We start from the raw sequence: 19,795 nt of genomic DNA on the forward strand, positions 1-19,795 counted from the left end.
GGCGGTACGCGCGTACCGCCGCCGCGCCGGCCACCACCAGGAACGCGGCCGCATAGGCCGATTGGTGGACGAGGCGGATCCGCTCGGCCGGCACCCCCAGGAACCACGTGAAGTAGACCGCGTATCCGGCCAGCCCCACGGCCATCCACTCGGCGCGGCCGTCGAGCACCACGAGGGCGACCAGGAGCAGGGCGTACCACGGGTAGTTCGGGGTGAGCACCAGCAGCAGGGTCCCCGTCATCGTGAGCGCCGCGCCCCACGGGCGGTCCGGGTCGGCGCGGCGGCCGATCACCACGGCGGCGGCGAGCAGCACGGCCACGGCGGCGTACGGGGTCGCGCTCTCGGGCAGCACGAGGCCGAGCAGCCCGAAGCGGGCGCCGTCGTCGTAGCGCTCCTCCCGCAAGTAGCCGGGCAGGTACCCGACCACGGCGGAGCCGGACATCAGCAGATACGGCACATAGGACACGGCAACCGTGAGCACCGCGACTCCCCCGGTCAGCAGCGGCCTACGCCGGGTGCTCCCGATCAGGGACGCCGCCGGGAACATCTTCACCGCGACGGCCGCCCCGGTCAGCACGCCGCCGAGGACCGGCCGGCGGGCCGCGACCGCCGCGAGGCCGAGGACCATGAACAGGACGCCGAGACCGTCGACGTGGCCGTTGTTGCCGGATTCGAGGACGACCATCGGGCACCACGCCCACAGCACCGCGTGCCGGGGATCGCGGCCGAAGCGCCGTAGCACGAGCAGCAGCGCCACGGTCACCGCCACCGCCACGAGTGCCGCCGCGGCCTGCACGGGCTCGCGCCCGCCGTCGGGGGTCACGGCGTGCACGCCGCGGTACCAGAACTGCGCGACGGGCGGGTAGATCGTGTGCACGGACGGGCGGTTCATCAGCGTGCAGGCGCCGTCCGGCAGCGGGTGCCGGAACCAGCCGACGCAGTCGCCGGGCGGGAACAGCCAGTCGTCGCGCAGGTGTTCGAGAGCCGGGTCCTGCGGGCTGTGCCGGTACGGCGAGATCCCGGCCGCCTGCACGCGCCCGTCCCAGGCGTAGCGGTACGCGTCGTCACTCGTCTGCGGCACCGCGGTCATGGCCACCGCCTGGAAGGCGACCGCCCCGAACAGGATCAGCGGGACGGCGGCGCGGCGCGGCACGCGGCGTACGACCAGCCAGGCGGCGAGGGCGAACAGCGACCAGGCGACGGCGTAGACGGCGTGGATGGCGGTGGTGTCGGGGCGCGCGTACGGGCCGTGGACGGCGTAGGCGAGGGCGCCGCCGAGGGCGGTGGCCACCGCCGCGGCGGACACCGTCCAGGCGACCACGGCGCGCCGGGACGGCGTCGCGGGCGGCGTTGTGGGTGCCGTTGTAGCCGTTGTACCCGTTGTGGGCGGCGTCGCGGACGGACGGGCCGGCGTGCCCCGGGAAGGGGAAGGGGAAGGGGAAGGGGTCTTGCCTGCGGGCATGCCTCGACGATGGCACCCCGGAAGCCCGGAACAGGTCCGCCGCGTCCGGACGTCAGCACTCCGTAAGCACCAGGGGCGGTACATGGAGGCGTCCTCGGGGATTGAGTGCAGGCATGAGGAGCACCCGCGTTCCCGGCGCCCGCCGCCTGCCCCACGACATCCCGCTCCCGGCGCCGCCCGAGGTCCTGCGCAAAGGCCCGCTGCGCGCGGGCGCGTTCCGCACCGCGCTGCACGATCCGCGCACGGCGGTGGTGGTCGGACGCCTGTTGGGGACCGCCTTGATCGTGTGCTTCCTGACCGGTCTGCTCAGCCACCTGATGCAGCATCAACCGGGCTGGCTCGCGCTGCCCAGCCGTCCGGTCTGGGGCTACCGGGTGACCCAGGGGGCGCACGTGGCGGCCGGGATCGCCGCGGTTCCACTGCTGTTGGCCAAGCTGTGGGTGGTCTATCCGAGGCTGTACGTGTGGCCTCCGGCCCGCTCGCTGCGCCACGCCCTGGAACGGCTGTCCATCGCCGTCCTGGTCGCCACGGCGGTGTTCGAACTGGCCACCGGGCTGATCAACATCGTGCAGTGGTATCCGTGGGCGTTCCCGTTCGTACCGGTGCACTACTGGATCGGCTGGGTGCTGACGGGCGCGCTGATCCTGCACATCGGCGTACAGCTCCCGGTGATCACCGAGCACTGGAGCCGCGGCCCCGAGGCGGATCCACGGCCCGTGGACGACGCCACCCCCTCACGGCGCGGCCTGCTGGTCGCCCTCGGAGCGTCGGTCGGCGTGGTGACGCTCGCGACGATCGGCCAGACGGTGTCCCCGCTGGCGAAGGCTTCCCCGTTGGCACCGCGCCGCCCCGGGGTCGGACCGCAGCGGCTGCCCGTCAACCGGACCGCCGCGCAGGCGGGCGTTCTGCAACCCATTCGTGATCCGGAGTGGCGGCTCACGATCACGGGACCGCTCGAAGTGTCCTTGTCACGCGCTGAGTTGCTGGCGATGCCGCAGCACTCGGTGTGGCTGCCCATCGCGTGCGTGGAGGGCTGGAGTGCGTCCGCCCGGTGGACGGGGGTTCGGATCCGGGACCTGATGGACCGCGTCGGCGCACCCGCGGACGCGACACTCCGGGTGTTCTCGTTGGAGCAGTTCAGCCCGTACTCGGTCATGGAGATGCGGCGCGAATACACCCGCGACCCGCTGACGTTGCTCGCGCTCGGCATCAACGGGGAGCCGCTCGCGGAGGACCACGGGTACCCGGCGCGGATCATCGCGCCGAACCGACCAGGTGTGCTGCAGACGAAGTGGGTCACGCGGATGGAGGTGCTGACGTGAGCGGGGGCGAGGCGCACGAAGACGGGGCGGCGAACGCAGCGCGCGAGGGCCTGGCGACGTACAGGTCCGGAGAGCACGAAGTGTCGGGGACGGTACGCGTGTTCCGTCTGCTGCTCGGAGCCGTCGGACTCGCCGGCATCGGCTACGGCATCGCCGGATTGCTCGACCAGCCCGCGTACGTAGACAAGTGGGCGGTCCTGCGCTGGCTGGTCGGCGGCTTGCTGCTGCACGACATCGTCTTCGCGGGCCTCGTGTTCGGGACCGGCTGGCTGGTGATGCGCATGCTTCCGGGTCGCGGGCCGGCGCCTTGGGTGCGGCGTACGCTGCTCGGCGGCCTGGCGGTCGGGGTGGCGGCCACGCTGATCGCGCTGCCCGCGCTGGTACGGCCGTGGCCGCCGCCGAATCCGTCGGTCCTGCCGCTGGACTACGGGCGGAACCTGGCGTTGATCTGGGGTGCGGTCCTGGCGGTCACGGGGATGGTGATCGGCGTCCGCAAATGGCTTGCGGAGCGGGCACGCTGAGTGTGTGTCAGGTCGATCGAACCGGTACACCGGACAACTCGGCCCGGTCAGGGCGCTCCGACGAGCGCGGCGAACTGCCGGTCGCCGACCGTCCACGTCTCGCGCACCGCGAAGCCGCAGGCCGGGGCCAGCCCCTCAAGAGCCCGTACGCCCAGGCGGGCCCATCGGAAGGGCGCCCCCGTCCGGCCGCGGGCGTCCTCGACGCATGCCGCGAACCGCTCGTGTGCGTACGGCTCTTCGGCTTCCGTCTCGACGATCAGGCAGCCTCGGTCCCGCAGCAGGGCGGCGGTCCGAGTGAGCAGTGCCGCGGGGTCGCCGCCGATGCCGATGTTGCCGTCGGCGAGCAGGGCTGTCCCCCACCGGCGTTCGCCGGGCAGCGGATCGAATACCGAGCGGCGCAGCGCGGCGCCGCCGGACGCGACGGTCAGGTGCACGGCGGCGGGCGCGAGGTCGATGCCGAGTGCGGGAGTTCCCCGGCGAACGAGTGCGGCGACCAGTCGGCCGGGCCCGCATCCGATGTCGAGCGTCGGCCCCCAGCAGCGCACCAGCATGCTGCGGTCGGCCGCGTCGGGTTCGGCCGTCCATCGGGCGATGTCGAGGGCGTGGCGGCGGCCGTCGGCGCGGCGGAGGTAGACAGGGCCGCCGGTCCGGAGGGCGTGCTCGTACGGCTCCAGCGCGGAACTGCCGGTCGCGGATGGCCCGGTCGCGGATGGCCCGGTCGCCGCCGGCCCGGACGCGGATGGCCCGGACGCGGCGGCACCGGACGCGGCCGGCCCTGACACGGCGGTCTCGAAAGCGGCGTTCCCGACCGCGGCAGCCCTCACGCGGGGCCGCCCGCGCGGGCCGGGATGTCGGCTCTCGTCGTCCGCGCGGCCAGGGCGTCGTACGCGAACGCCAGACGCGCGGTCCGGGTGTGCGGAGCACTCCGCGCCACGTCGGCGAGGTCGTCCGCGGTGTCGATGTCGTTGAGGACGGGCAGGTTGCGGACGGTCAGGCCGGCCGCGAGAAGGCGCTCGTACTGCACGCGCCCGGTGTGCGGGACGGACATCGGCACGCCGAGCAGCAGCGCGGGGTCGGGGTCGCGCAGGCCGAGCGCCCAGAAGCCGCCGTCGGACGCGGCGCCGAACCACGCGTCGGCGAGCGTCCAGTCGACCGTCAGCAGGTCGGCGGTGACCTGCGGGGTGTCCATGCCGATCAGCAGCGTCGGCCCGGTGCAGGCGGCGAAGGCGGCGGCCAGCCGCTCGTCGAGCCCGCCGCCGCATTGCGGGACGACCTCGACGTCGGGCGGGAACCAGGCGCGCGGGCGGCCGTCCAGGACGAGGACCCGGCGGCGGGCGGGGGCGAGACGTACCGCGTCGAGCGTGTCGGCGAGGGCGGCCTCGGCGATGTCGGCGGCCTGTTCGGGGGTGAGCGGCGGGGTGAGGCGGGTCTTCACCCGTCCGGGGCTGGGCGATTTCGCGATGACGAGGAGTGTGGGGGGCAGGTCAGACATGGGCCAGCACCGCGCTCATGTCGCGGACTGCGGTGATCGTGCCGCGTACGGTTCCGGTCACCTTGGAACGTCCGGTCCTGGGCAGATACCGCACGTCGGTCTCGCGGATCCGCCACGAGGCCGAGGCGGCGCGCACGACCATTTCCAACGGGTAGCCGGACCTGCGGTCGGCGAGCCCCAGGCCGAGCAGGTCGGCACGGCGCGCGGCGCGCATCGGGCCGAGGTCGTGCAGGCGGGCCCCGGTGCGGGCACGGAGCTTCCGGGCAAGGACGCGGTTGGCGATGCGGGCGTGCGGTGGCCAGGCCCGCCAGGTCGCGGCGCGGCGGCGGCCCAGCACGAGGTCGGCGTCGCCGGTCAGCACCGGGTCGGCGACGTACGGGAGTTCACCCGGGTCGAGGGACGCGTCGCAGTCGCAGAAGCACACGACGGGCGCGGTGGCGGCGAGCAGGCCCGCGTGGCAGGCCGCGCCGAAGCCGCGTACCGGCTCCTCGACGACGTGGGCGCCCAGTGCGCGGGCGAGGTCGGCGGAACCGTCCGCCGAGCCGTTGTCGACGACGATCGGCCGATAGCCGGACGGCATGCGTTCCAGGACCCACGGGAGGGCCCCGGCCTCGTCGAGGCACGGCAGGACGACATCGACGCGGGCGGCGGGCGGGGTGGGGGCAACGTCCATGGCATTCACGCTAGGCAGCGCGGACCGGGATTCCCGGGCGCGGCGTGCTTACGAAATTCGTACGTCGGGCCGCGGCGCGCGCCGGTCCCGCGCGGTGTTCGAACACCCTCGCCGAAGGCCGGTCGAACACGTCTCGGCGAGGTCTTACGGAATCCGAACGGCCCATCGGCGACGCCCGCGACGCGGCGCGCGCCGTCCGTAGACTCCGCCGTATGACAAGCACCGTTCTCGTGGTGGACGACGACCCGACCGTGGCCGAGGTCGTCGTCGACTACCTGCGCCGGGCGGGCTTCACCACCGCACATGCGCCGGACGGGCCGACGGCGCTGGCGATGGCCGAAGAGTCACTCCCGGACCTTGTGGTGCTCGATCTGATGCTGCCCGGCATGGACGGCTTGGAGGTCTGCCGCAGGTTGCGGCGGCGCGCACCTGTGCCCGTCGTCATGCTGACCGCGCTGGGCGAGGAGAGCGACCGCGTGCTCGGCCTGGAGATCGGCGCGGACGACTACGTGACCAAACCCTTCAGCCCGCGCGAACTGGTGTTGCGGGTGCGGTCGGTGCTTCGGAGAGTCGGGGCGGCTCCGTCGACCGCGACCGACCTGCTGCGGCACGGCGACATCGAAATCGACGTGGCCGCCCACCGCGCCACCCGGGCGGGCCGGGAACTGTCCTTGACCGCACGCGAGTTCGATCTGCTGTGCTTCCTGCTCCAGCATCCCGGCCGGGTGTTCTCGCGCGAGGAGCTGATGCACGAGGTGTGGGGGTGGTCGTTCGGGGACCGCTCGACTGTGACGGTGCACGTGCGGCGGTTGCGCGAGAAGATCGAGGACGACCCGGCGGCGCCGCGCACGCTGGTGACGGTCTGGGGCGTGGGGTACCGACTGGACTCGGCGGAAGCGGCGGAAGCGGCGGACTCAGTGCGCTCGGCCGACCCGGTAGGCATGGCTGACGCGGCAGGCGCTGCTGATCCGGCTGATCCGGCTGAGCCGCCAAGGCCGGCGGACTCGGCGGGGCCCGCGGACTCGGCGCTGCCGGCCCACTCTCCCGGCGCAACTGCGGACCCGGCTTCGGGCGCATCTCCGCACCCGTCCACCAGGCCGTGACGCCGCATGCCGCTCAAGGATTTCCTGCTCATCTGCCTGATCGCGGCCGCGTGCGGTCTGGCCGTGACGCTGTGCGGCATGGCCTTGCTGCGTCTGACACGGCACCGTCCGCTGTCGGTGGCGCTCGGCGCCGTCTCGGTCGTGACCGTCGCCGCGATGGCGGCCGGCACGGTCGGGGTCGCGCAGGCGATGTTCCTGTCGTCGCACGACCTGACGGTGATGATGGTGGTGTGCGGCGTGTCCGCCGTGCTCGCGGTCGCGGTGGCGGCGGTGCTCGGCAGGCCGGTGGTGGCGGACGTACGCGCGTTGCAGCAGGCCGCACACGGCCTCGGGTCGGCGTCGTCCGACACCGCCCCGGCGTATCACCCGCCGCGGCCTTCGTCGATAGCGGAACTCGCCGATCTGAGCCGTGAGTTGGAGCGTACGAGCGCCCGCCTCACCGAGGCGCGGGCCCGCGAGCGGGCGGTGGAGCAGTCGAGGCGCGAGCTGATCGCGTGGATCTCGCACGACCTGCGTACGCCGCTCGCCGGGCTGCGGGCGATGGCCGAATCGCTGGAGGACGGCGTCGCCGCCGATCCGGCGCGCTACCACCGGCGCATGCGGATCGAGGTCGACCGGCTGAGCGGCATGGTCGACGATCTGTTCGAGCTGTCGCGGATCCAGGCGGGTGCTCTGCAACTGTCGTTGTCACGCGTGTCGTTGTACGACCTGGTCGGCGACGCGATGGCGGGCACCGAGGTGTTGGCGCGGTCCCGGGCGGTACGGCTGCGCGGCGAGGTGATCGAACCCGTCCCGGTTCACGTGGACAGCCGCGAGATGTCCAGGGCACTGACGAACCTGCTGGTCAACGCGATCCGGCATACGCCGTCCGACGGGACCGTGGCGGTCGGGGTGCGCACCGGGCCGGACGGCGTGCTGCTGACCGTGACGGACGCGTGCGGTGGCATCCCGGAGGACGATCTGCCGCGGGTGTTCGACACCGGGTGGCGCGGTTCGCACGCGCGAACTCCGGGACCGGACGGAGGCGCCGGCCTCGGGCTCGCGATCGTGCGGGGGATCGTGGAGGCGCACAAGGGTTCGGTCGGCGTCGTCAACATCAGCGGTGGCTGCCGGTTCGAGGTCCGGCTTCCTGTGTAGTGCCGCTCCCGTGCGGTGCCGCTCCTGCGGTGCCGTTAACATGCGGTGCCGTTCCATGCGGTGCCGTTCCCGCCCTCACCGCAGGCCGGCGTTGGCGAACTCCGTCATACCTGCCTCGAAGTCCACGTGCGCGCGCCACCCGAGTTCGCGTTCGATGCGGGCCGGGGACGCGGTGATGTGCCGGACGTCGCCGAGCCGGAACTGCCCGGTCACGACCGGTTCGGGGCCGCCTCGCGCGGCGGCCAGGGCGCCGGCCATCTGCCCGACGGTCCGGGGGCGGCCCGTCCCGACGTTGTAGGCGCGCATGCCGACGGCCGCGCGCCCCAGGGCCGCGACGTTCGCGGCGGCGACGTCCGCGACGTGGATGAAGTCCCGGCGCTGTCCGCCGTCTTCGTACACGCGCGGTGCGACGCCCGCTTCCAGTGCGGAGCGGAAGACCGAGGCCACGCCGGAGTACGGGGTGTCGCGCGGCATCCTCGGCCCGTACACGTTGTGGTAGCGCAGCGACGTCGCGGTGCCGCCGACCGTGCGGGCCCATGCGGCGGCCAGGTGTTCCTGTGCGAGCTTGGTCGCCGCGTACACGTTGCGCGGGTCGGGCGCGGCCTCCTCGGCGATCTGCCCCGGTGTCAGATCACCCGCACAACCGGGGCAGCGCGGTTCGTAGTGCCCCGCGGACAGATCGGCCTCCGGGCGCGGGCCCGGTACGACGAGGCCGTGTTCCCCGCAGGTGTAGCGGCCCTCGCCGTAGACCACCATCGACCCCGCGAGCACGAGGCGGCCGATGTTCGCGCGGGCCATCTCGGCGAGCAGCACGGCCGTGCCGAGGTCGTTGCAGCCGACGTACGCCGGTGCGTCGTCCAGGTCCAGGCCGAGGCCGACCATCGCGGCCTGGTGACTGACCGCGTCGACGCCGCGCAGTGCGGCGGCGACCGCGGCGGCGTCGCGTACGTCCCCTGCGTGGAACTCGACGTCGGCGGAGACCTGCGGCGGCGCCCGGTGGACGGCGGGCAGCAGCGCGTCGAGCACGCGTACGTCGTGGCCCGCCGCGAGCAGGGCGTCCACGACGTGCGACCCGATGAAGCCGGCGCCGCCGGTGACGAGGATCCTCATGCCGACGACGCTAGGCCGCGGGGGCCGGGCCCCGGAGGCGACATGGCGGGGCGTCAGGCTTTCGTAAGAGATCGGCTCGTCGGCGGACACATCTCGAACGCACGTCCACACGTGTCGCGTCTTCACCCGCCCCGGCGGCTTCCGGTAGCCGCCGAGCCTGCGAGACTGGTCCGCATGCGCATCGTGGTACTGGCCGGCGGGATCGGCGGAGCACGGTTCCTGCGGGGCCTCAAGGCAGCGGAACCCCAGGCGGACATCACTGTCGTCGGCAACACCGGCGACGACATCCACCTGTTCGGACTCAAAGTGTGCCCGGACCTCGACACGGTGATGTACACCCTCGGCGAGGGCATCAACGACGAGCAGGGCTGGGGCCGCCGCGACGAGACGTGGAGCATCCGCGAGGAGATGGCCGCGTACGGCGTCGAGCCGACGTGGTTCGGGCTCGGCGACCGCGACTACGCGACCCACATCGTGCGGACCCAGATGATGGGCGCCGGCTACCCGCTGAGCGCGGTGACCGAGGCGCTGTGCGCGCGGTGGAAGCCGGGCGTACGCCTGATCCCGATGTCGGACGACCGCGTCGAGACCCACGTCGTGGTGGACACCGCCGAGCTCGCTGACGCTGTCGCGGGCGACCGTCCCGGCACCCGCAAGGCGATCCACTTCCAGGAGTACTGGGTCAAGCTGCGTGCCGCGCCGACCGCGTACGCGATCGTCCCGGTCGGCATCGAGGAGGCCAAGCCGGCCCCGGGTGTGCTGGCGGCGATCGCCGAGGCGGACGTGATCCTGTTCCCGCCGTCGAACCCGGTGGTCAGCATCGGCACGATCCTCGGCGTACCGGGCATCAGGGACGCGCTGGTCGAGGCCGAGGCGCCCGTCGTCGGGCTGTCGCCGATCGTGGGCGGCGCGCCGGTGCGCGGCATGGCCGACAAGGTCCTCGATGCGGTCGGCGTCGAGACGTCGGCTGTCGCGGTGGCCAAGCACTACGGCCCCGGGCTGCTGGACGGCTGGCTCGTCGACTCCACCGACGCGGACTCGGTCGCCGCGGTCGAGGAGGCCGGGATCCCGTGCCGCGCGATCCCGCTCATGATGACCGACGTGGAGGCGACCGCGGCCATGGCGCGCGCGGCCCTCGACATGGCGGCCGAGGTGCGGGCGGAGGGCGGCGTATGACCCCGCCGCGCGGATACGAGGTCCTCGGCGTACCGGGCATCCCCGAGGTGCGCGAGGGCGACGACCTCGCCGCGCTGATCGCCGCCGCCGCGACGGCCGCCGACGGGCCCGGCCTGCTGGACGGCGACATCCTCGTGGTCACCTCCAAGATCGTCAGCAAGGCCGAGGGCCGGCTGCTGCGCGGCGTCGACCGCGACAAGGTGATCGACTCCGAGGCCGTGCGGGTGGTCGCGAAGCGCGGCAACACCCGCATCGTGGAGACCCGGCACGGCTTCGTGATGGCCGCGGCAGGGGTCGACGCCTCGAACACCGAGCCGGGCACGCTGCTCCTGCTCCCCGAGGACTCGGACGCGTCGGCGCGCACGCTGCGTGCCGGCCTCGCCGCACGCACCTCTCGCCGCCTCGGCATCGTGGTGAGCGACACCTTCGGCCGCCCGTGGCGTACCGGGCTCACCGACGTCGCGATCGGCGTCGCGGGCCTGGACGCGCTCGACGACCACCGGGGGCGTACCGACACGCACGGCAACGAACTGGCCGTCACCGTCACCGCCGTCGTGGACGAACTGGCCTCCGCCGCCGAGCTGGTCAAGGGCAAGGCGGGGGCGGTCCCGGTGGCGATCGTGCGCGGTCTGCCGCATCTGGTCACCGACGCGGACGGCGAGGGCATCCGCACGGTCGTGCGCAGCTCGGCCGACGACATGTTCCGCCTGGGCACCGACGACGCGATGCGGGAGGGCGCGCGCAACGCCGTCACCGCCCGCCGTACCACCCGCGCCTTCACCGCCGAGCCGGTCGACCCCGCCGCCGTACGCCGCGCGGTCGCCGCCGCGATCACCGCGCCAGCCCCGCACCACACCGTCCCGTGGCGCTTCGTCCTGCTCGAATCCCGGGAGTCGCGCACGCAGTTGCTGGACGCGATGCGCGACGCCTGGATCCGCGACCTGCGCGCCGACGGCCTCGCCGAGGACGCGATCACCCGCCGCGTCGCCCGCGGCGACCTCCTGCGCAACGCCCCCCACATCGCCGTCCCCTGCCTCGTCACCGACGGCGCACACACCTACCCGGACCCCGTCCGCACCGCCGCCGAACGCGAGATGTTCGTCGTCTCCGCCGGCGCCGCGGTGCAGAACTTCCTGGTCGCGCTCACCACCGAGGGCCTCGGCTCCGCGTGGGTCTCCTCCACGATGTTCTGCCGCGACACCGTCCGCGAGGCCCTGGACCTGCCACCCACCTGGGACCCCATGGGTGCCATCGCCGTAGGCCACCCCGCCGACCCCCCCCGCCCCCGCCCGCCAAGAACCCCCGACGAAGTCATCACCACCCGCTGACCGACTGGGCCGAACGAGTGAACAACGCGGAACTCGATCGGCTTCCGCGTTCCTATAGCTCATCCTCGTAGGCGATGAGATCCTTGGCTCGGAGCAATCAGGAGTCGGATTTCGCATTTCACAAGCGCACGAGGCGCCGAGAACGCCGTAGAGAGGGGATCGGGGTGCTGCTCAGCTTCCGCGTCGCCAACCACCTCTCCATTCACGCGGAACAGCAACTGGCGTTGACGCCCGTGTACGACGCGGGCGTGTCCGACGGCACCGAGCTGCGCTGTGTACCCGTCGCCGCCGTCTTCGGGCCCAACGCCGCGGGCAAGTCGAACCTGGTGGACGCGCTCCGCTGGATGGCCCGCATGGTTCGCGGCTCGCACGACGCGGCCGTCCCCGGCGGCGGCGTAGAGCGCACGCCCTTCGTCCTCGATCCGACGGGGATCGCGGAACCGTCCTGGTACGTGGCGGACCTCGGCCTGGGCGGCGTCCGCTACACGTATGGGTTCAGCGTCGACGGCCACGGCGTCCGCGAGGAATGGCTTTTCTCGTACCCGTTGGGCCGCAAGCGCGTCGTCTTCCAACGCACGAACGACGGGATCAAGCTCGGCAGCGACGTCGGCGCCCGGGAACGCGAACTGTTCTCGCTGATCGAGGACATCACGGCGCCGAACGTACTCCTTCTGTCGGTGGCGGCGAGGTCACGTCAGGACGCGGTCCTACCGGTGTTCAACTGGTTCACCACGCAACTGCGTTTCATGACCCACGTGAGCGCACTCACGACGATGCGCCGACTGGCCGAAGGCGACACCCATGACCGCGTCGTCTCGCTGCTGCGGGAAGCAGATCTGGGCATCGAGGACGTGGTGCTGGAACGCTCGGAAGAGTCCGCACACGCGGAAAGGTTACTCGCGCAGACCGAGCAGGAACTGCGGCGCGCCGTCGCGAGCGACGCGGAGTCCGAGGCAATCCACAACCTGCGCAAGGCAGTCCGCGATGCGCAGCTGCTGCACACGCGCGCCCGACAACGCGATCGCGTCCACTTCATCCAGAAGTCCCGCGCCGGGGAGGTCAAACTCCCGCTCGCCGTGCAGTCGGCAGGAACCCAGGCTCTCTTCCGCTACGCCGGGCCGTTGCTGAGTGTCCTGGACAGCGGCGGCGTCATGGTCGTCGACGAGATCGACGCCAGCCTTCACCCGCTCATCACGGCACACATCGTCAAGTTGTTCCGCTCGCAGTCGACGAACCCCTGCGGCGCGCAACTCCTGTTGACCACACACGACGCCACGCTGCTGGGCAAACTTGGCGGCGAGGACGTGTTGGAGCGAGACCAGGTGTGGTTCGTCGAGAAGGACGAAGCCGGGGCCACCACGTTGTTCCCGCTGTCCGACTTCCGACCGCGCAAGGACGAGAATCGCGAACGCCGTTATCTGGGTGGGAGCTACGGCGCCGTCCCGTTCGTCTCCGACGAACGCTTCGAGGCAGCCGTGGCCGTACGAGGGGGATGCGGCGATGGCACGCCAGAAGAAGCCGTCAGGTAGCGATCGCCGACCGGGGTACGAATCCGACATCAGGCGACGTAGCGGCGTTCGCGAGCCCCGCGACCGGCTGCTGGTCGTCTGCGGGGCGGCGGTTACCGAACCCGCATACCTCAAGGGCCTCCGCGACTACATAGCGAACCCCGCCGTCACCGTGAAGGTCGCCGTCAAGGCCGCGGCGCCGAACCAAGTGGTCGAGTACGCAAAGCAGTTACGTAATCAGGACCGCAACGCCTTCGACGAGGTCTGGTGTGTGGTCGACGTCGACCAGTTTCAGGATCTCCAGGTTGCGCGAACCAGCGCCAAGGACGTGGGCATCCGACTCGCGATCTCCAACCCCTGCTTCGAAGTCTGGTTGCTGCTGCACGTGGCAGACCACAAGGCCCACTGCGGCTCGTACGGCGAACTGGAGCCGTATTTGAAGCGCCACATCCCGCACTACGACAAGACCAGGATCCGGTTCGCGGACTACGCCGCAGGACTCGCCGACGCACGAATCCGAGCCCATCGCCTCGACCCTTCAGGGCTTGAGTACACGAAGAACCCCACAACCAACGTCTGGCAACTCGTCAACCGCCTCACCGACGGCGCCAAGTCCCAACTACGCGCGCAGCCGCGGAGCACGACCACATGACCGGACCACGTGAAGATTGACCGTCCCCCGAATCGCCGCGCCGATGGTCGGGCACGGCTTCGGCGGCAGTTGGCGGAGTGGGTCGCGGGTCAGATTCGGGTGTAGTTGCGGGGGGCGAAGCGGGGGGCTTTTCGGGGGACCTTGGCGCCGGGGGACATGCGGATGAGCAGGGCGGCGCGGTGGCGGTGGCCTTGGTAGGGGGCCAGGAGTTCGAGCATGCGGGCGTCGTCGCCGGGGGTGCCGGTGAGGGCGTAGGTGACCTGCTTGCAGAGGTGGAGGTCGCCCACCGAGACGGCGTCGGCGTCGCCGTGCGAGCGCTGCATGGTCTCGGCGGTGGTCCAGACGCCGATGCCGGGGACGAGCTTGAGGAGGCGGGAGGCCTCCGGGTTGGGCAGCGGCGCGGTGCGTTCGAGTGCGGGGGCGACGCGGACGGCGGCCATGATCGTGCGGGAGCGCTTGTGGTCGACGCCCGCGCGGTGCCAGTCCCAGGTGGGGATGCGGGCCCACGTGGCGGCGTCGGGGATGACGCGCAGCTCGGCGGGCGCCGGGCCGGGGGCCGGTTCGCCGTACCAGTGGACCAGCAGGCGGAACGCCTTGCGCGCCTCGATGGTGGTGACCTTCTGCTCCAGGATGGAGGGGATGAGCGCGGCGAGGACCAGTCCGGTGCGCGGCATGCGCATCCCGCGGCGCAGGCGGAACGCGTCGTGGAGGAGCGGGTGGTGGTGGGACGGGAAGGCGGCGGGGTTGTCGTCGGCGCCCAGGAGGTCCGGGAAGCGGTCGAGCTGCCACTCGGCGCCGGGGCCCCAGGCCTGGCCGGTGACCTCGCCGGTGGTGCGTGACGCGGTGATGCGCAGGGAGCACGGTCCGGCCGGCGTACGCGCGCTGCGCCACACCGCGCCGTCGGGGGCCACCCGGTACGTGGGGTCGCTGTGCCCGCGCTGCAACTGACCCAGTGTCAGACGCAGGTCGAGGTCGTACGGGGGCCGCCAAGTGCGCGTGCGTTCCATCCGCGCGCAGCCTCCCGAGTCGGTATGTCCGGCGGACGGCGGTGGCCGGCGGACGCGGCGTCCGGCCCGACCGGGACCGTCCCCGGCTGATCAGGGCGTCACGGTAACACCGGCGCGCCAGACGTCCGGCCGGAACCTCCCGATACCACCCCGCCGAACGAGAAGCGCCCCTACATCTGGTTTTCGGGCCGTCACGCTGCGCACAATCGGCATATGCGGGTCATGGTGTTCGGCACGTACGACACGACCGTGCACCCCCGGGTCGGGATCCTCGTCGAGGGGTTGCAGCGCCAGGGGGTCGACGTCGTCGTGTGCAACGCGGCGCTCGACCAGGAGGACCTGAGTTCCGCGAGACCGCCGCGCAACCGGCAAGGCGGCAGCCGTACGAAGGCACGGGTGCGGCACGCCGCCAGACTCGGCCAACTGGCGGCCAGGGCACGGAGGTTGCCCAAGCCGGACGCGGTGCTGTGCGGATACCGGGGTCGGGTCGACATCCAGGTCGCGCGGCGCCTGTTCCCGCATGTGCCGCTGGTGCTCGACCACTTGGAGAGCGTCGACGACGTCGCGGACCGCACCGGACGCGCGCCGCGGGCGGGCCTGCGGTTGGCGATGCGGGTCGAGGCGTCCGCGATCCGGGCCGCGGACCTGGTGCTCGTCGACACCGAGGAGCACCGTCGCATGCTGGCCCCGGCGGACCGGCAGCGGGCCGTCGTGGTGCCGATCGGTGCCGCGCCGCACTGGTTCGACGCGGGCCGGGACGTCGGCGCGGACCTGGAGCCGGCCCCCGAACCGGCAAGCACCGAGCACCCGTTGCGGATCGTCGCGTACGGCCTCTACTCCCCCGTGCAGGGCGCACCCGTCATCGGTGCCGCGCTGCGCCAGCTCGACGGCTACCCCCTCGCGGTCACCATGGTCGGCCGCGGCCTCCAACTCCAGCGCACCCGTGACCTGGTGGGGCAGGACCCGCGGGTGCGCTGGCACGCCTGGGTGCCCGGCTCCGAACTCCCCCGGCTCGTGGCGCGCCACGATGTGTGCCTGGGAGTGTTCGGGACGGGCGCCAAGGCGCTGCGCGTCGTCCCCAACAAGGTGTTCCAGGGGGCGGCGGCCGGGTGTGCGATCGTCACGTCGGACACCGCGCCGCAGCACCGGCTCCTCGGCGGCGCGGCCCGCTTCGTGCCGGCGGGCAACCCGGACGCGCTGGCGGACACCTTGCGCCGGCTGGCAGGCCATCCGGCCGAGGTGGCCCGCCTGCGCGGCGCGGCGGTCGAACTCGCGCGCGAGCGCTTCACGCCCCAGTCGGTCGTGGAACCGCTGGTGGAGCGGCTGGAGTTGATGGTGGGCAAGGGGTCCTAGACCGCATGGAACCAGGCCCCGCGGGTCCGGCGTCAGTGCGTGCGGCGTTCGGTGTCGCGGCGCAGCTGCGGGAGGGCCTCGTACAACTTCTCTCCCGGGCACTCGGTGTTGAACGCGTCGCGGTGCCCGGAGATCACGTTGAACCGTACGTTGGTCCCGGCCGGGAACCGGCTCCCGCTGTCGCCCGACGTCAGCTGCGCCTTGCCGAGCGGGTCGGCGCCGTGCAGGCCCAGCTTCCACGCGATGACGCGCGACAGGGAGTCGAGCATCTCCGCCGGAGGGGCGGTGTCGGTGTAGGTGCCCATGGCCGCGACCGACGAAGTATTGGTGTTGAAGCCGAGCGTGTGCGCGCCCAGGACCGGCTTGTCGACGCCGCCCGCGCGGCCCTCGAACACGGTCCCGCAGCGGTCGACGAGGAAGTTGTAGCCGAGGTCGGCCCAGCCGTTCGTCTTCACGTGGTAGCGGTAGATCGAGCGCAGCACGGACGGCGACTCGGCACACGTGAGCGCGTTGCTGTCCGCGGTGTGGTGCACGAACATCACCTTCACGGTGTCCGTGTACTTGAGGTCGAGGTCGCGCAACTGCTCGTCGGCGCCCCACTCGGCGCGGCCGACGATCGCCGGGCGCCCGGCGCCCCGCCCGGCCGCGGCGGAGCCGGTGGCCCGGGCCGCGATGCGGGCGTCGGCGGGCGACGTGCCCGGGTCGACCAGTTCCAGCCGCAGGCCGCCCGGGAGGCCGCCGGACCGGACCTCCACGCGGGCCTGCACGGCGTCCGAACGCCCCACCCACAGCGGCTCGGTGGCGCCGCGCGCCGCGGTCGGCTCGGGGGCGTCGCCGTGCTGGCCCATCGCGTCACCGGTGTGCAGGGCCTGCCACGGAGTCCACGTCCCGGCCGCGGTCCTGGTCCGTACGGTCACCGTCATGTCGGGCCGCGCCGCCGGGTCGTCCCAGGAGACGCCGACCAGCGAGAAGGCGCGCGTCGGCCGGGCGGACGTCAGCACGGCGGGCCGCCCCGGCCCGGGGGTCCGTACCGCGGCCCCCGGAACTCCGGGCAGCGAGACGGTGTACGTCGCCCCGGACACCGCCACCGGCGCCTTCACGGCCTCCGGTACGCCGTCCTCGCCGACCGCGTGGGCGGGCACGGACAGAACCGGCGCCAGGACGGCGGCCGTCAGCAGCGCGGCAACCTTCAGGGGCGGACTCACGGATTTGCGGGCGTACAGGGGTGTCACGGACGACCTCTTCGGGAACTTGCGGGCGGCACTTGCCTCATACGTGGTTCACAACTGTCTTCTGGTTCCTCCGTCGCCCCTGTGTAGGGCTCTTCCGCCGAAGCCCACCCGGATGGCGCAGCCCCGGGCGCGACCGCGGCGAACGGTCCGCCGGCGACCGCCCTTTACAGTGGCCCCCATGCCCGAGACACCCGTCAGCCTTCTGCGCGCCGCCCTCGCCACGGACGCCACCCGCCCGTTCACGACGTTCTACGACGACGCGACCGGCGAGCGCGTCGAACTGTCCGTGGCCACGTTCGACAACTGGGTGGCCAAGACCGCGAACCTGCTGCAGGACGACCTCGCGGCCGAGCCGGGGCAACGCGTCGCGCTGCTGCTGCCGACGCACTGGCAGACGCAGGTGTGGCTGGCGGCGTGCTGGTCGGTCGGGCTGGTCGTGGTGCCCGGCGGGGCGCCCGCCGACGCGGACCTGGTCGTCTCGGGGCCGGACACCCTCGACGAGGCCCGGGAGTGCGCCGGGGAGCGGGTCGCGCTCGCGCTGCGTCCGATGGGGGCGCGGTTCGCGGAGGCGCCCGAGGGATTCCTCGACTACGCGGCGGAAGTGGCCGGGCACGGCGACCGGTTCGTCCCGTACGTCCCGCCGGCCGCGGACGCTCCCGCCCTCGATCTGGGGGGCCGCGTGCACTCTGCCGCCGAGCTCGCCGCGATCGGTGCGGAGGCGGCGAAGGACTGGGGCCTGGGGTCCGGCGACCGCCTCCTGTCGACGCTTCCGTTCACTCGTGAGAGTGGACTGCGTGCGGGCCTGCTTGCACCTCTCGCGGCGTCCGTACCTGTGGTTTTGTGCCGGAACATCGAACGATTGGACGAATCCGCCCTGGAACGACGGATTTCGACCGAGCGAGTCACCCGTACGATCACTGACTCCGAAGGCTGAACCCCGGCCGGCCACGCGCCGCGGTCACACCGACGCGATCGCCTGCCCCGGGGCAACCGCGTGCGGGGAGGTGACGACGGGGCATGGCCGACAAGCGCACTCCGTCCGGCAACGCAACCGAGGACGGCGGCACGAAAGGCGGTTCCGACGCGGGAGGGCGCGCGGCCCAGCGCCGAGCCCGCCGCAAGCGCAACCGCCGACGCAAGATCGTCATCCCGCTGGTGGTCGTCGGCTCGCTCCTGCTGCTGACCGGCGTCGCGGGGGCGTACGTCGCCTACCGCACGCTCAACGGCAACATCAAGACCGACTCGGTCGAGGGCAAGCTGAGCGCCGACCGCCCCGAAGTGGGCGGCAACGGCAAGGGCAAGCCGATGAACCTGGTGATCATCGGCTCCGACTCGCGTGCGGGGGCCAACAAGTCGCTCGGCGGCGGCAGGGACGAGGGCGAGCGCTCGGACACCACGCTGCTGCTGCACCTGTCCTCGGACCGCAAGCGCGCGGTCGTCATGAGCATCCCCCGCGACATCCTCGTGACGGTGCCTCCGTGCGTGCTGCGCGACGGCACCAAGTCCGAGGAACGCGACCGCCAGATGTTCAACTCGGCCTACGAGTTGGGCGGTGCGGCGTGCACGCGCAACACGCTCGAACGCATGACCGGCCTGCGCATCGACCACCACATCATCGTCGACTTCTCCGGCTTCAAGGGCATGGTCGACGCGGTCGGCGGCGTGGAGATCTGCCTCCCGCAGGAGGTGCAGGACAAGACCGGCAAGATCTCGCTGGCCGCCGGAAAGCGCACGGTCGGTGGCAAGGAGGCGCTGGACTTCGTACGCCTTCGGCACGACGAGGCGATCGGCGGCAACGGCAGCGACCTCGGCCGCATCAAGCGCCAGCAGGCGTTCATCGCATCACTCGCGAAGCAGATCACCAGCAGCAAGGTGCTGCTCAACCCGGCCCGGGTGTTCAACCTCGCCGACGCGCTGACCAAGTCGATCCGGGCGGACGAGGGACTCGACTCGGTCAAGGCGCTCGTCGACCTCGCGCGGAGCGTGCAGGGCATCAAGACCTCGGACATGACGTTCGTGACGGTCCCGGTCTACGACTCCCCGACCGACAAGAACCGCCTCGAACTCATCCAGCCGGACGCCCGCCGCCTCTTCCAGGCCGTCAACACCGACGAGCCCCTCAACGGCCGCAAGCCCGGCGGCGGTTCCGGCGCGCCGCCGGCCCCCGCCGCGGCGCCGGGCAAGCCCGGGGCGGCTCCCCCGCCGCCGGCTGCCGCGCCGCCGCCCGCGGTCCCGGCCTCGCAGGTGCACGTGAAGGTGTTGAACGGCAGCGGCCGCCCGGGCGCCGCGCGCGAGGTGAGCGACGCGCTCGCCAAGCGCGGCTTCGTCGTCGACTCCACCGGCAACGCGACGAAGTCGACGGCCGAGACCACGATCGAACACGCCCCCGAACTCGCCGACCACGCCCGCACGCTCGCGGGCGCGGTCCCCGGGGCCGTCCTCGAGCCGCGCGACTCCGCGACGGACGCGGTCGTGCTGACGATCGGCTCGTCGTTCAAGGCGGTGGTGCCATCGGGCGGCACGCCGGCGGCCGCCCCGGCGTCTTCCGCGCCGCCGCCCCTGAAGGTCGCGACGCGGGACGGCGACCAGGACATCTGCAAGGCGACCTGACCGCGGACCGGGGCACCGCAACCCCCTCGGCGCCGCTGCCGAACGAGGCAACGTATCGTGCCGACGTCTCGGCGTACGGTTTCAGCACTCCGCGTCACAGCATCGTGAT

At 72.5% G+C, this 19,795-nt stretch carries 18 protein-coding genes; 11 read left to right on the forward strand and 7 right to left on the reverse strand.

The genetic code is table 11. The features are described 5' to 3' along the window. A partial coding sequence (locus AB0C36_RS13505) for an MptA/MptB family glycosyltransferase (protein WP_358353233.1) occupies positions 1–1,321 on the reverse strand: 1,321 nt, incomplete at its 3' end. Between the two features lie 254 nt (positions 1,322–1,575). On the opposite strand from AB0C36_RS13505, the gene AB0C36_RS13510 reads away from it, so the two are divergent. Further along, positions 1,576–2,784, forward strand: a complete 1,209-nt coding sequence (locus AB0C36_RS13510; protein WP_358353235.1) for a molybdopterin-dependent oxidoreductase — start codon at positions 1,576–1,578, stop codon at positions 2,782–2,784. Then, positions 2,781–3,305, forward strand: a complete 525-nt coding sequence (locus tag AB0C36_RS13515; protein WP_358353237.1) for a hypothetical protein — start codon at positions 2,781–2,783, stop codon at positions 3,303–3,305. The genes AB0C36_RS13510 and AB0C36_RS13515 overlap by 4 nt, the downstream gene beginning before the upstream one ends. A gap of 47 nt (positions 3,306–3,352) precedes the next feature. Here AB0C36_RS13515 and AB0C36_RS13520 read toward each other — a convergent pair whose 3' ends face one another. From AB0C36_RS13520 to AB0C36_RS13530, 3 genes are read right to left on the reverse strand one after another with little or no spacing between them, the layout of a single operon-like run. Then, positions 3,353–4,129: a class I SAM-dependent methyltransferase gene (locus tag AB0C36_RS13520; RefSeq protein WP_358353239.1), complete on the reverse strand. Its 777-nt coding sequence runs from the start codon at positions 4,127–4,129 to the stop codon at positions 3,353–3,355. Then, positions 4,126–4,797: a TIGR04282 family arsenosugar biosynthesis glycosyltransferase gene (locus tag AB0C36_RS13525; protein ID WP_358353240.1), complete on the reverse strand. Its 672-nt coding sequence runs from the start codon at positions 4,795–4,797 to the stop codon at positions 4,126–4,128. The genes AB0C36_RS13520 and AB0C36_RS13525 overlap by 4 nt, the downstream gene beginning before the upstream one ends. Then, complete coding sequence (locus AB0C36_RS13530) at positions 4,790–5,470, reverse strand: glycosyltransferase family 2 protein (RefSeq protein WP_358353242.1); 681 nt, start codon at positions 5,468–5,470, stop codon at positions 4,790–4,792. The genes AB0C36_RS13525 and AB0C36_RS13530 overlap by 8 nt, the downstream gene beginning before the upstream one ends. 212 nt (positions 5,471–5,682) lie before the next feature. Between AB0C36_RS13530 and AB0C36_RS13535 the strand changes: the two genes are divergently transcribed. Further along, a complete protein-coding gene (locus AB0C36_RS13535; RefSeq protein WP_358353244.1) occupies positions 5,683–6,573 on the forward strand; it encodes a response regulator in 891 nt (296 codons plus the stop codon). Positions 6,574–6,579: 6 nt separating this feature from the next. Next, positions 6,580–7,710 carry a sensor histidine kinase gene (locus tag AB0C36_RS13540; RefSeq protein ID WP_358353246.1) on the forward strand — a complete coding sequence of 377 codons (1,131 nt, stop codon included), beginning with the start codon at positions 6,580–6,582 and terminating at the stop codon, positions 7,708–7,710. A gap of 75 nt (positions 7,711–7,785) precedes the next feature. Here AB0C36_RS13540 and AB0C36_RS13545 read toward each other — a convergent pair whose 3' ends face one another. Next, positions 7,786–8,820, reverse strand: coding sequence for an NAD-dependent epimerase/dehydratase family protein (locus tag AB0C36_RS13545; protein WP_358353248.1), 1,035 nt, complete (start codon positions 8,818–8,820; stop codon positions 7,786–7,788). 174 nt (positions 8,821–8,994) lie between these two features. Between AB0C36_RS13545 and cofD the strand changes: the two genes are divergently transcribed. From cofD to AB0C36_RS13565, 4 genes are all read left to right on the forward strand, one after another. Further along, positions 8,995–9,996 carry a 2-phospho-L-lactate transferase gene (gene cofD / locus AB0C36_RS13550; RefSeq protein ID WP_358353251.1) on the forward strand — a complete coding sequence of 334 codons (1,002 nt, stop codon included), beginning with the start codon at positions 8,995–8,997 and terminating at the stop codon, positions 9,994–9,996. Next, positions 9,993–11,324 (forward strand): coenzyme F420-0:L-glutamate ligase, encoded by a 1,332-nt coding sequence (locus tag AB0C36_RS13555; RefSeq protein ID WP_358353253.1) that lies wholly within the window; start codon positions 9,993–9,995, stop codon positions 11,322–11,324. Before cofD ends, AB0C36_RS13555 begins: the two co-directional genes overlap by 4 nt. An 83-nt stretch (positions 11,325–11,407) precedes the next feature. Continuing rightward, a complete protein-coding gene (locus AB0C36_RS13560; RefSeq protein WP_358353255.1) occupies positions 11,408–12,853 on the forward strand; it encodes an AAA family ATPase in 1,446 nt (481 codons plus the stop codon). Then, positions 12,825–13,484, forward strand: a complete 660-nt coding sequence (locus tag AB0C36_RS13565) for an RloB family protein (RefSeq protein WP_358353257.1) — start codon at positions 12,825–12,827, stop codon at positions 13,482–13,484. The genes AB0C36_RS13560 and AB0C36_RS13565 overlap by 29 nt, the downstream gene beginning before the upstream one ends. Positions 13,485–13,573: 89 nt before the next feature. On the opposite strand, the gene AB0C36_RS13570 is transcribed toward AB0C36_RS13565, so the two are convergent. After that, complete coding sequence (locus AB0C36_RS13570; RefSeq protein WP_358353259.1) at positions 13,574–14,491, reverse strand: DNA-3-methyladenine glycosylase family protein; 918 nt, start codon at positions 14,489–14,491, stop codon at positions 13,574–13,576. A 213-nt stretch (positions 14,492–14,704) separates the two neighbouring features. On the opposite strand from AB0C36_RS13570, the gene AB0C36_RS13575 reads away from it, so the two are divergent. Beyond that, positions 14,705–15,844, forward strand: coding sequence for a glycosyltransferase family 4 protein (locus AB0C36_RS13575; protein ID WP_358353261.1), 1,140 nt, complete (start codon positions 14,705–14,707; stop codon positions 15,842–15,844). A 32-nt stretch (positions 15,845–15,876) separates the two neighbouring features. On the opposite strand, the gene AB0C36_RS13580 is transcribed toward AB0C36_RS13575, so the two are convergent. Then, complete coding sequence (locus AB0C36_RS13580; RefSeq protein ID WP_358353263.1) at positions 15,877–17,076, reverse strand: peptidoglycan recognition protein family protein; 1,200 nt, start codon at positions 17,074–17,076, stop codon at positions 15,877–15,879. 178 nt (positions 17,077–17,254) lie between these two features. Between AB0C36_RS13580 and AB0C36_RS13585 the strand changes: the two genes are divergently transcribed. After that, a complete protein-coding gene (locus AB0C36_RS13585) occupies positions 17,255–18,010 on the forward strand; it encodes a TIGR03089 family protein (RefSeq protein ID WP_358353265.1) in 756 nt (251 codons plus the stop codon). 83 nt (positions 18,011–18,093) lie between these two features. Then, on the forward strand, positions 18,094–19,686 hold the full coding sequence (locus AB0C36_RS13590; protein WP_358353267.1) for an LCP family protein: 1,593 nt from the start codon (positions 18,094–18,096) through the stop codon (positions 19,684–19,686). The last annotated feature ends 109 nt before the right edge of the window (positions 19,687–19,795 follow it).

It is taken from the genome of Streptodolium elevatio (assembly GCF_040649515.1).
GTDB classification, from domain to species: domain Bacteria; phylum Actinomycetota; class Actinomycetes; order Streptomycetales; family Streptomycetaceae; genus Yinghuangia; species Yinghuangia elevatio.

Bases quoted from the DNA above. Each gene is read 5' to 3' on its own strand.
- AB0C36_RS13510 (WP_358353235.1), top strand. From the start codon at position 1,576: ATGAGGAGCACCCGCGTTCCCGGCGCCCGCCGCCTGCCCCACGACATC.
- AB0C36_RS13525 (WP_358353240.1), bottom strand. From the start codon at position 4,797: ATGTCTGACCTGCCCCCCACACTCCTCGTCATCGCGAAATCGCCCAGC.
- AB0C36_RS13530 (WP_358353242.1), bottom strand. From the start codon at position 5,470: ATGGACGTTGCCCCCACCCCGCCCGCCGCCCGCGTCGATGTCGTCCTG.
- AB0C36_RS13535 (WP_358353244.1), top strand. From the start codon at position 5,683: ATGACAAGCACCGTTCTCGTGGTGGACGACGACCCGACCGTGGCCGAG.
- AB0C36_RS13540 (WP_358353246.1), top strand. From the start codon at position 6,580: ATGCCGCTCAAGGATTTCCTGCTCATCTGCCTGATCGCGGCCGCGTGC.
- AB0C36_RS13545 (WP_358353248.1), bottom strand. From the start codon at position 8,820: ATGAGGATCCTCGTCACCGGCGGCGCCGGCTTCATCGGGTCGCACGTC.
- cofD (WP_358353251.1), top strand. From the start codon at position 8,995: ATGCGCATCGTGGTACTGGCCGGCGGGATCGGCGGAGCACGGTTCCTG.
- AB0C36_RS13555 (WP_358353253.1), top strand. From the start codon at position 9,993: ATGACCCCGCCGCGCGGATACGAGGTCCTCGGCGTACCGGGCATCCCC.
- AB0C36_RS13565 (WP_358353257.1), top strand. From the start codon at position 12,825: ATGGCACGCCAGAAGAAGCCGTCAGGTAGCGATCGCCGACCGGGGTAC.
- AB0C36_RS13570 (WP_358353259.1), bottom strand. From the start codon at position 14,491: ATGGAACGCACGCGCACTTGGCGGCCCCCGTACGACCTCGACCTGCGT.
- AB0C36_RS13575 (WP_358353261.1), top strand. From the start codon at position 14,705: ATGCGGGTCATGGTGTTCGGCACGTACGACACGACCGTGCACCCCCGG.
- AB0C36_RS13585 (WP_358353265.1), top strand. From the start codon at position 17,255: ATGCCCGAGACACCCGTCAGCCTTCTGCGCGCCGCCCTCGCCACGGAC.
- AB0C36_RS13590 (WP_358353267.1), top strand. From the start codon at position 18,094: ATGGCCGACAAGCGCACTCCGTCCGGCAACGCAACCGAGGACGGCGGC.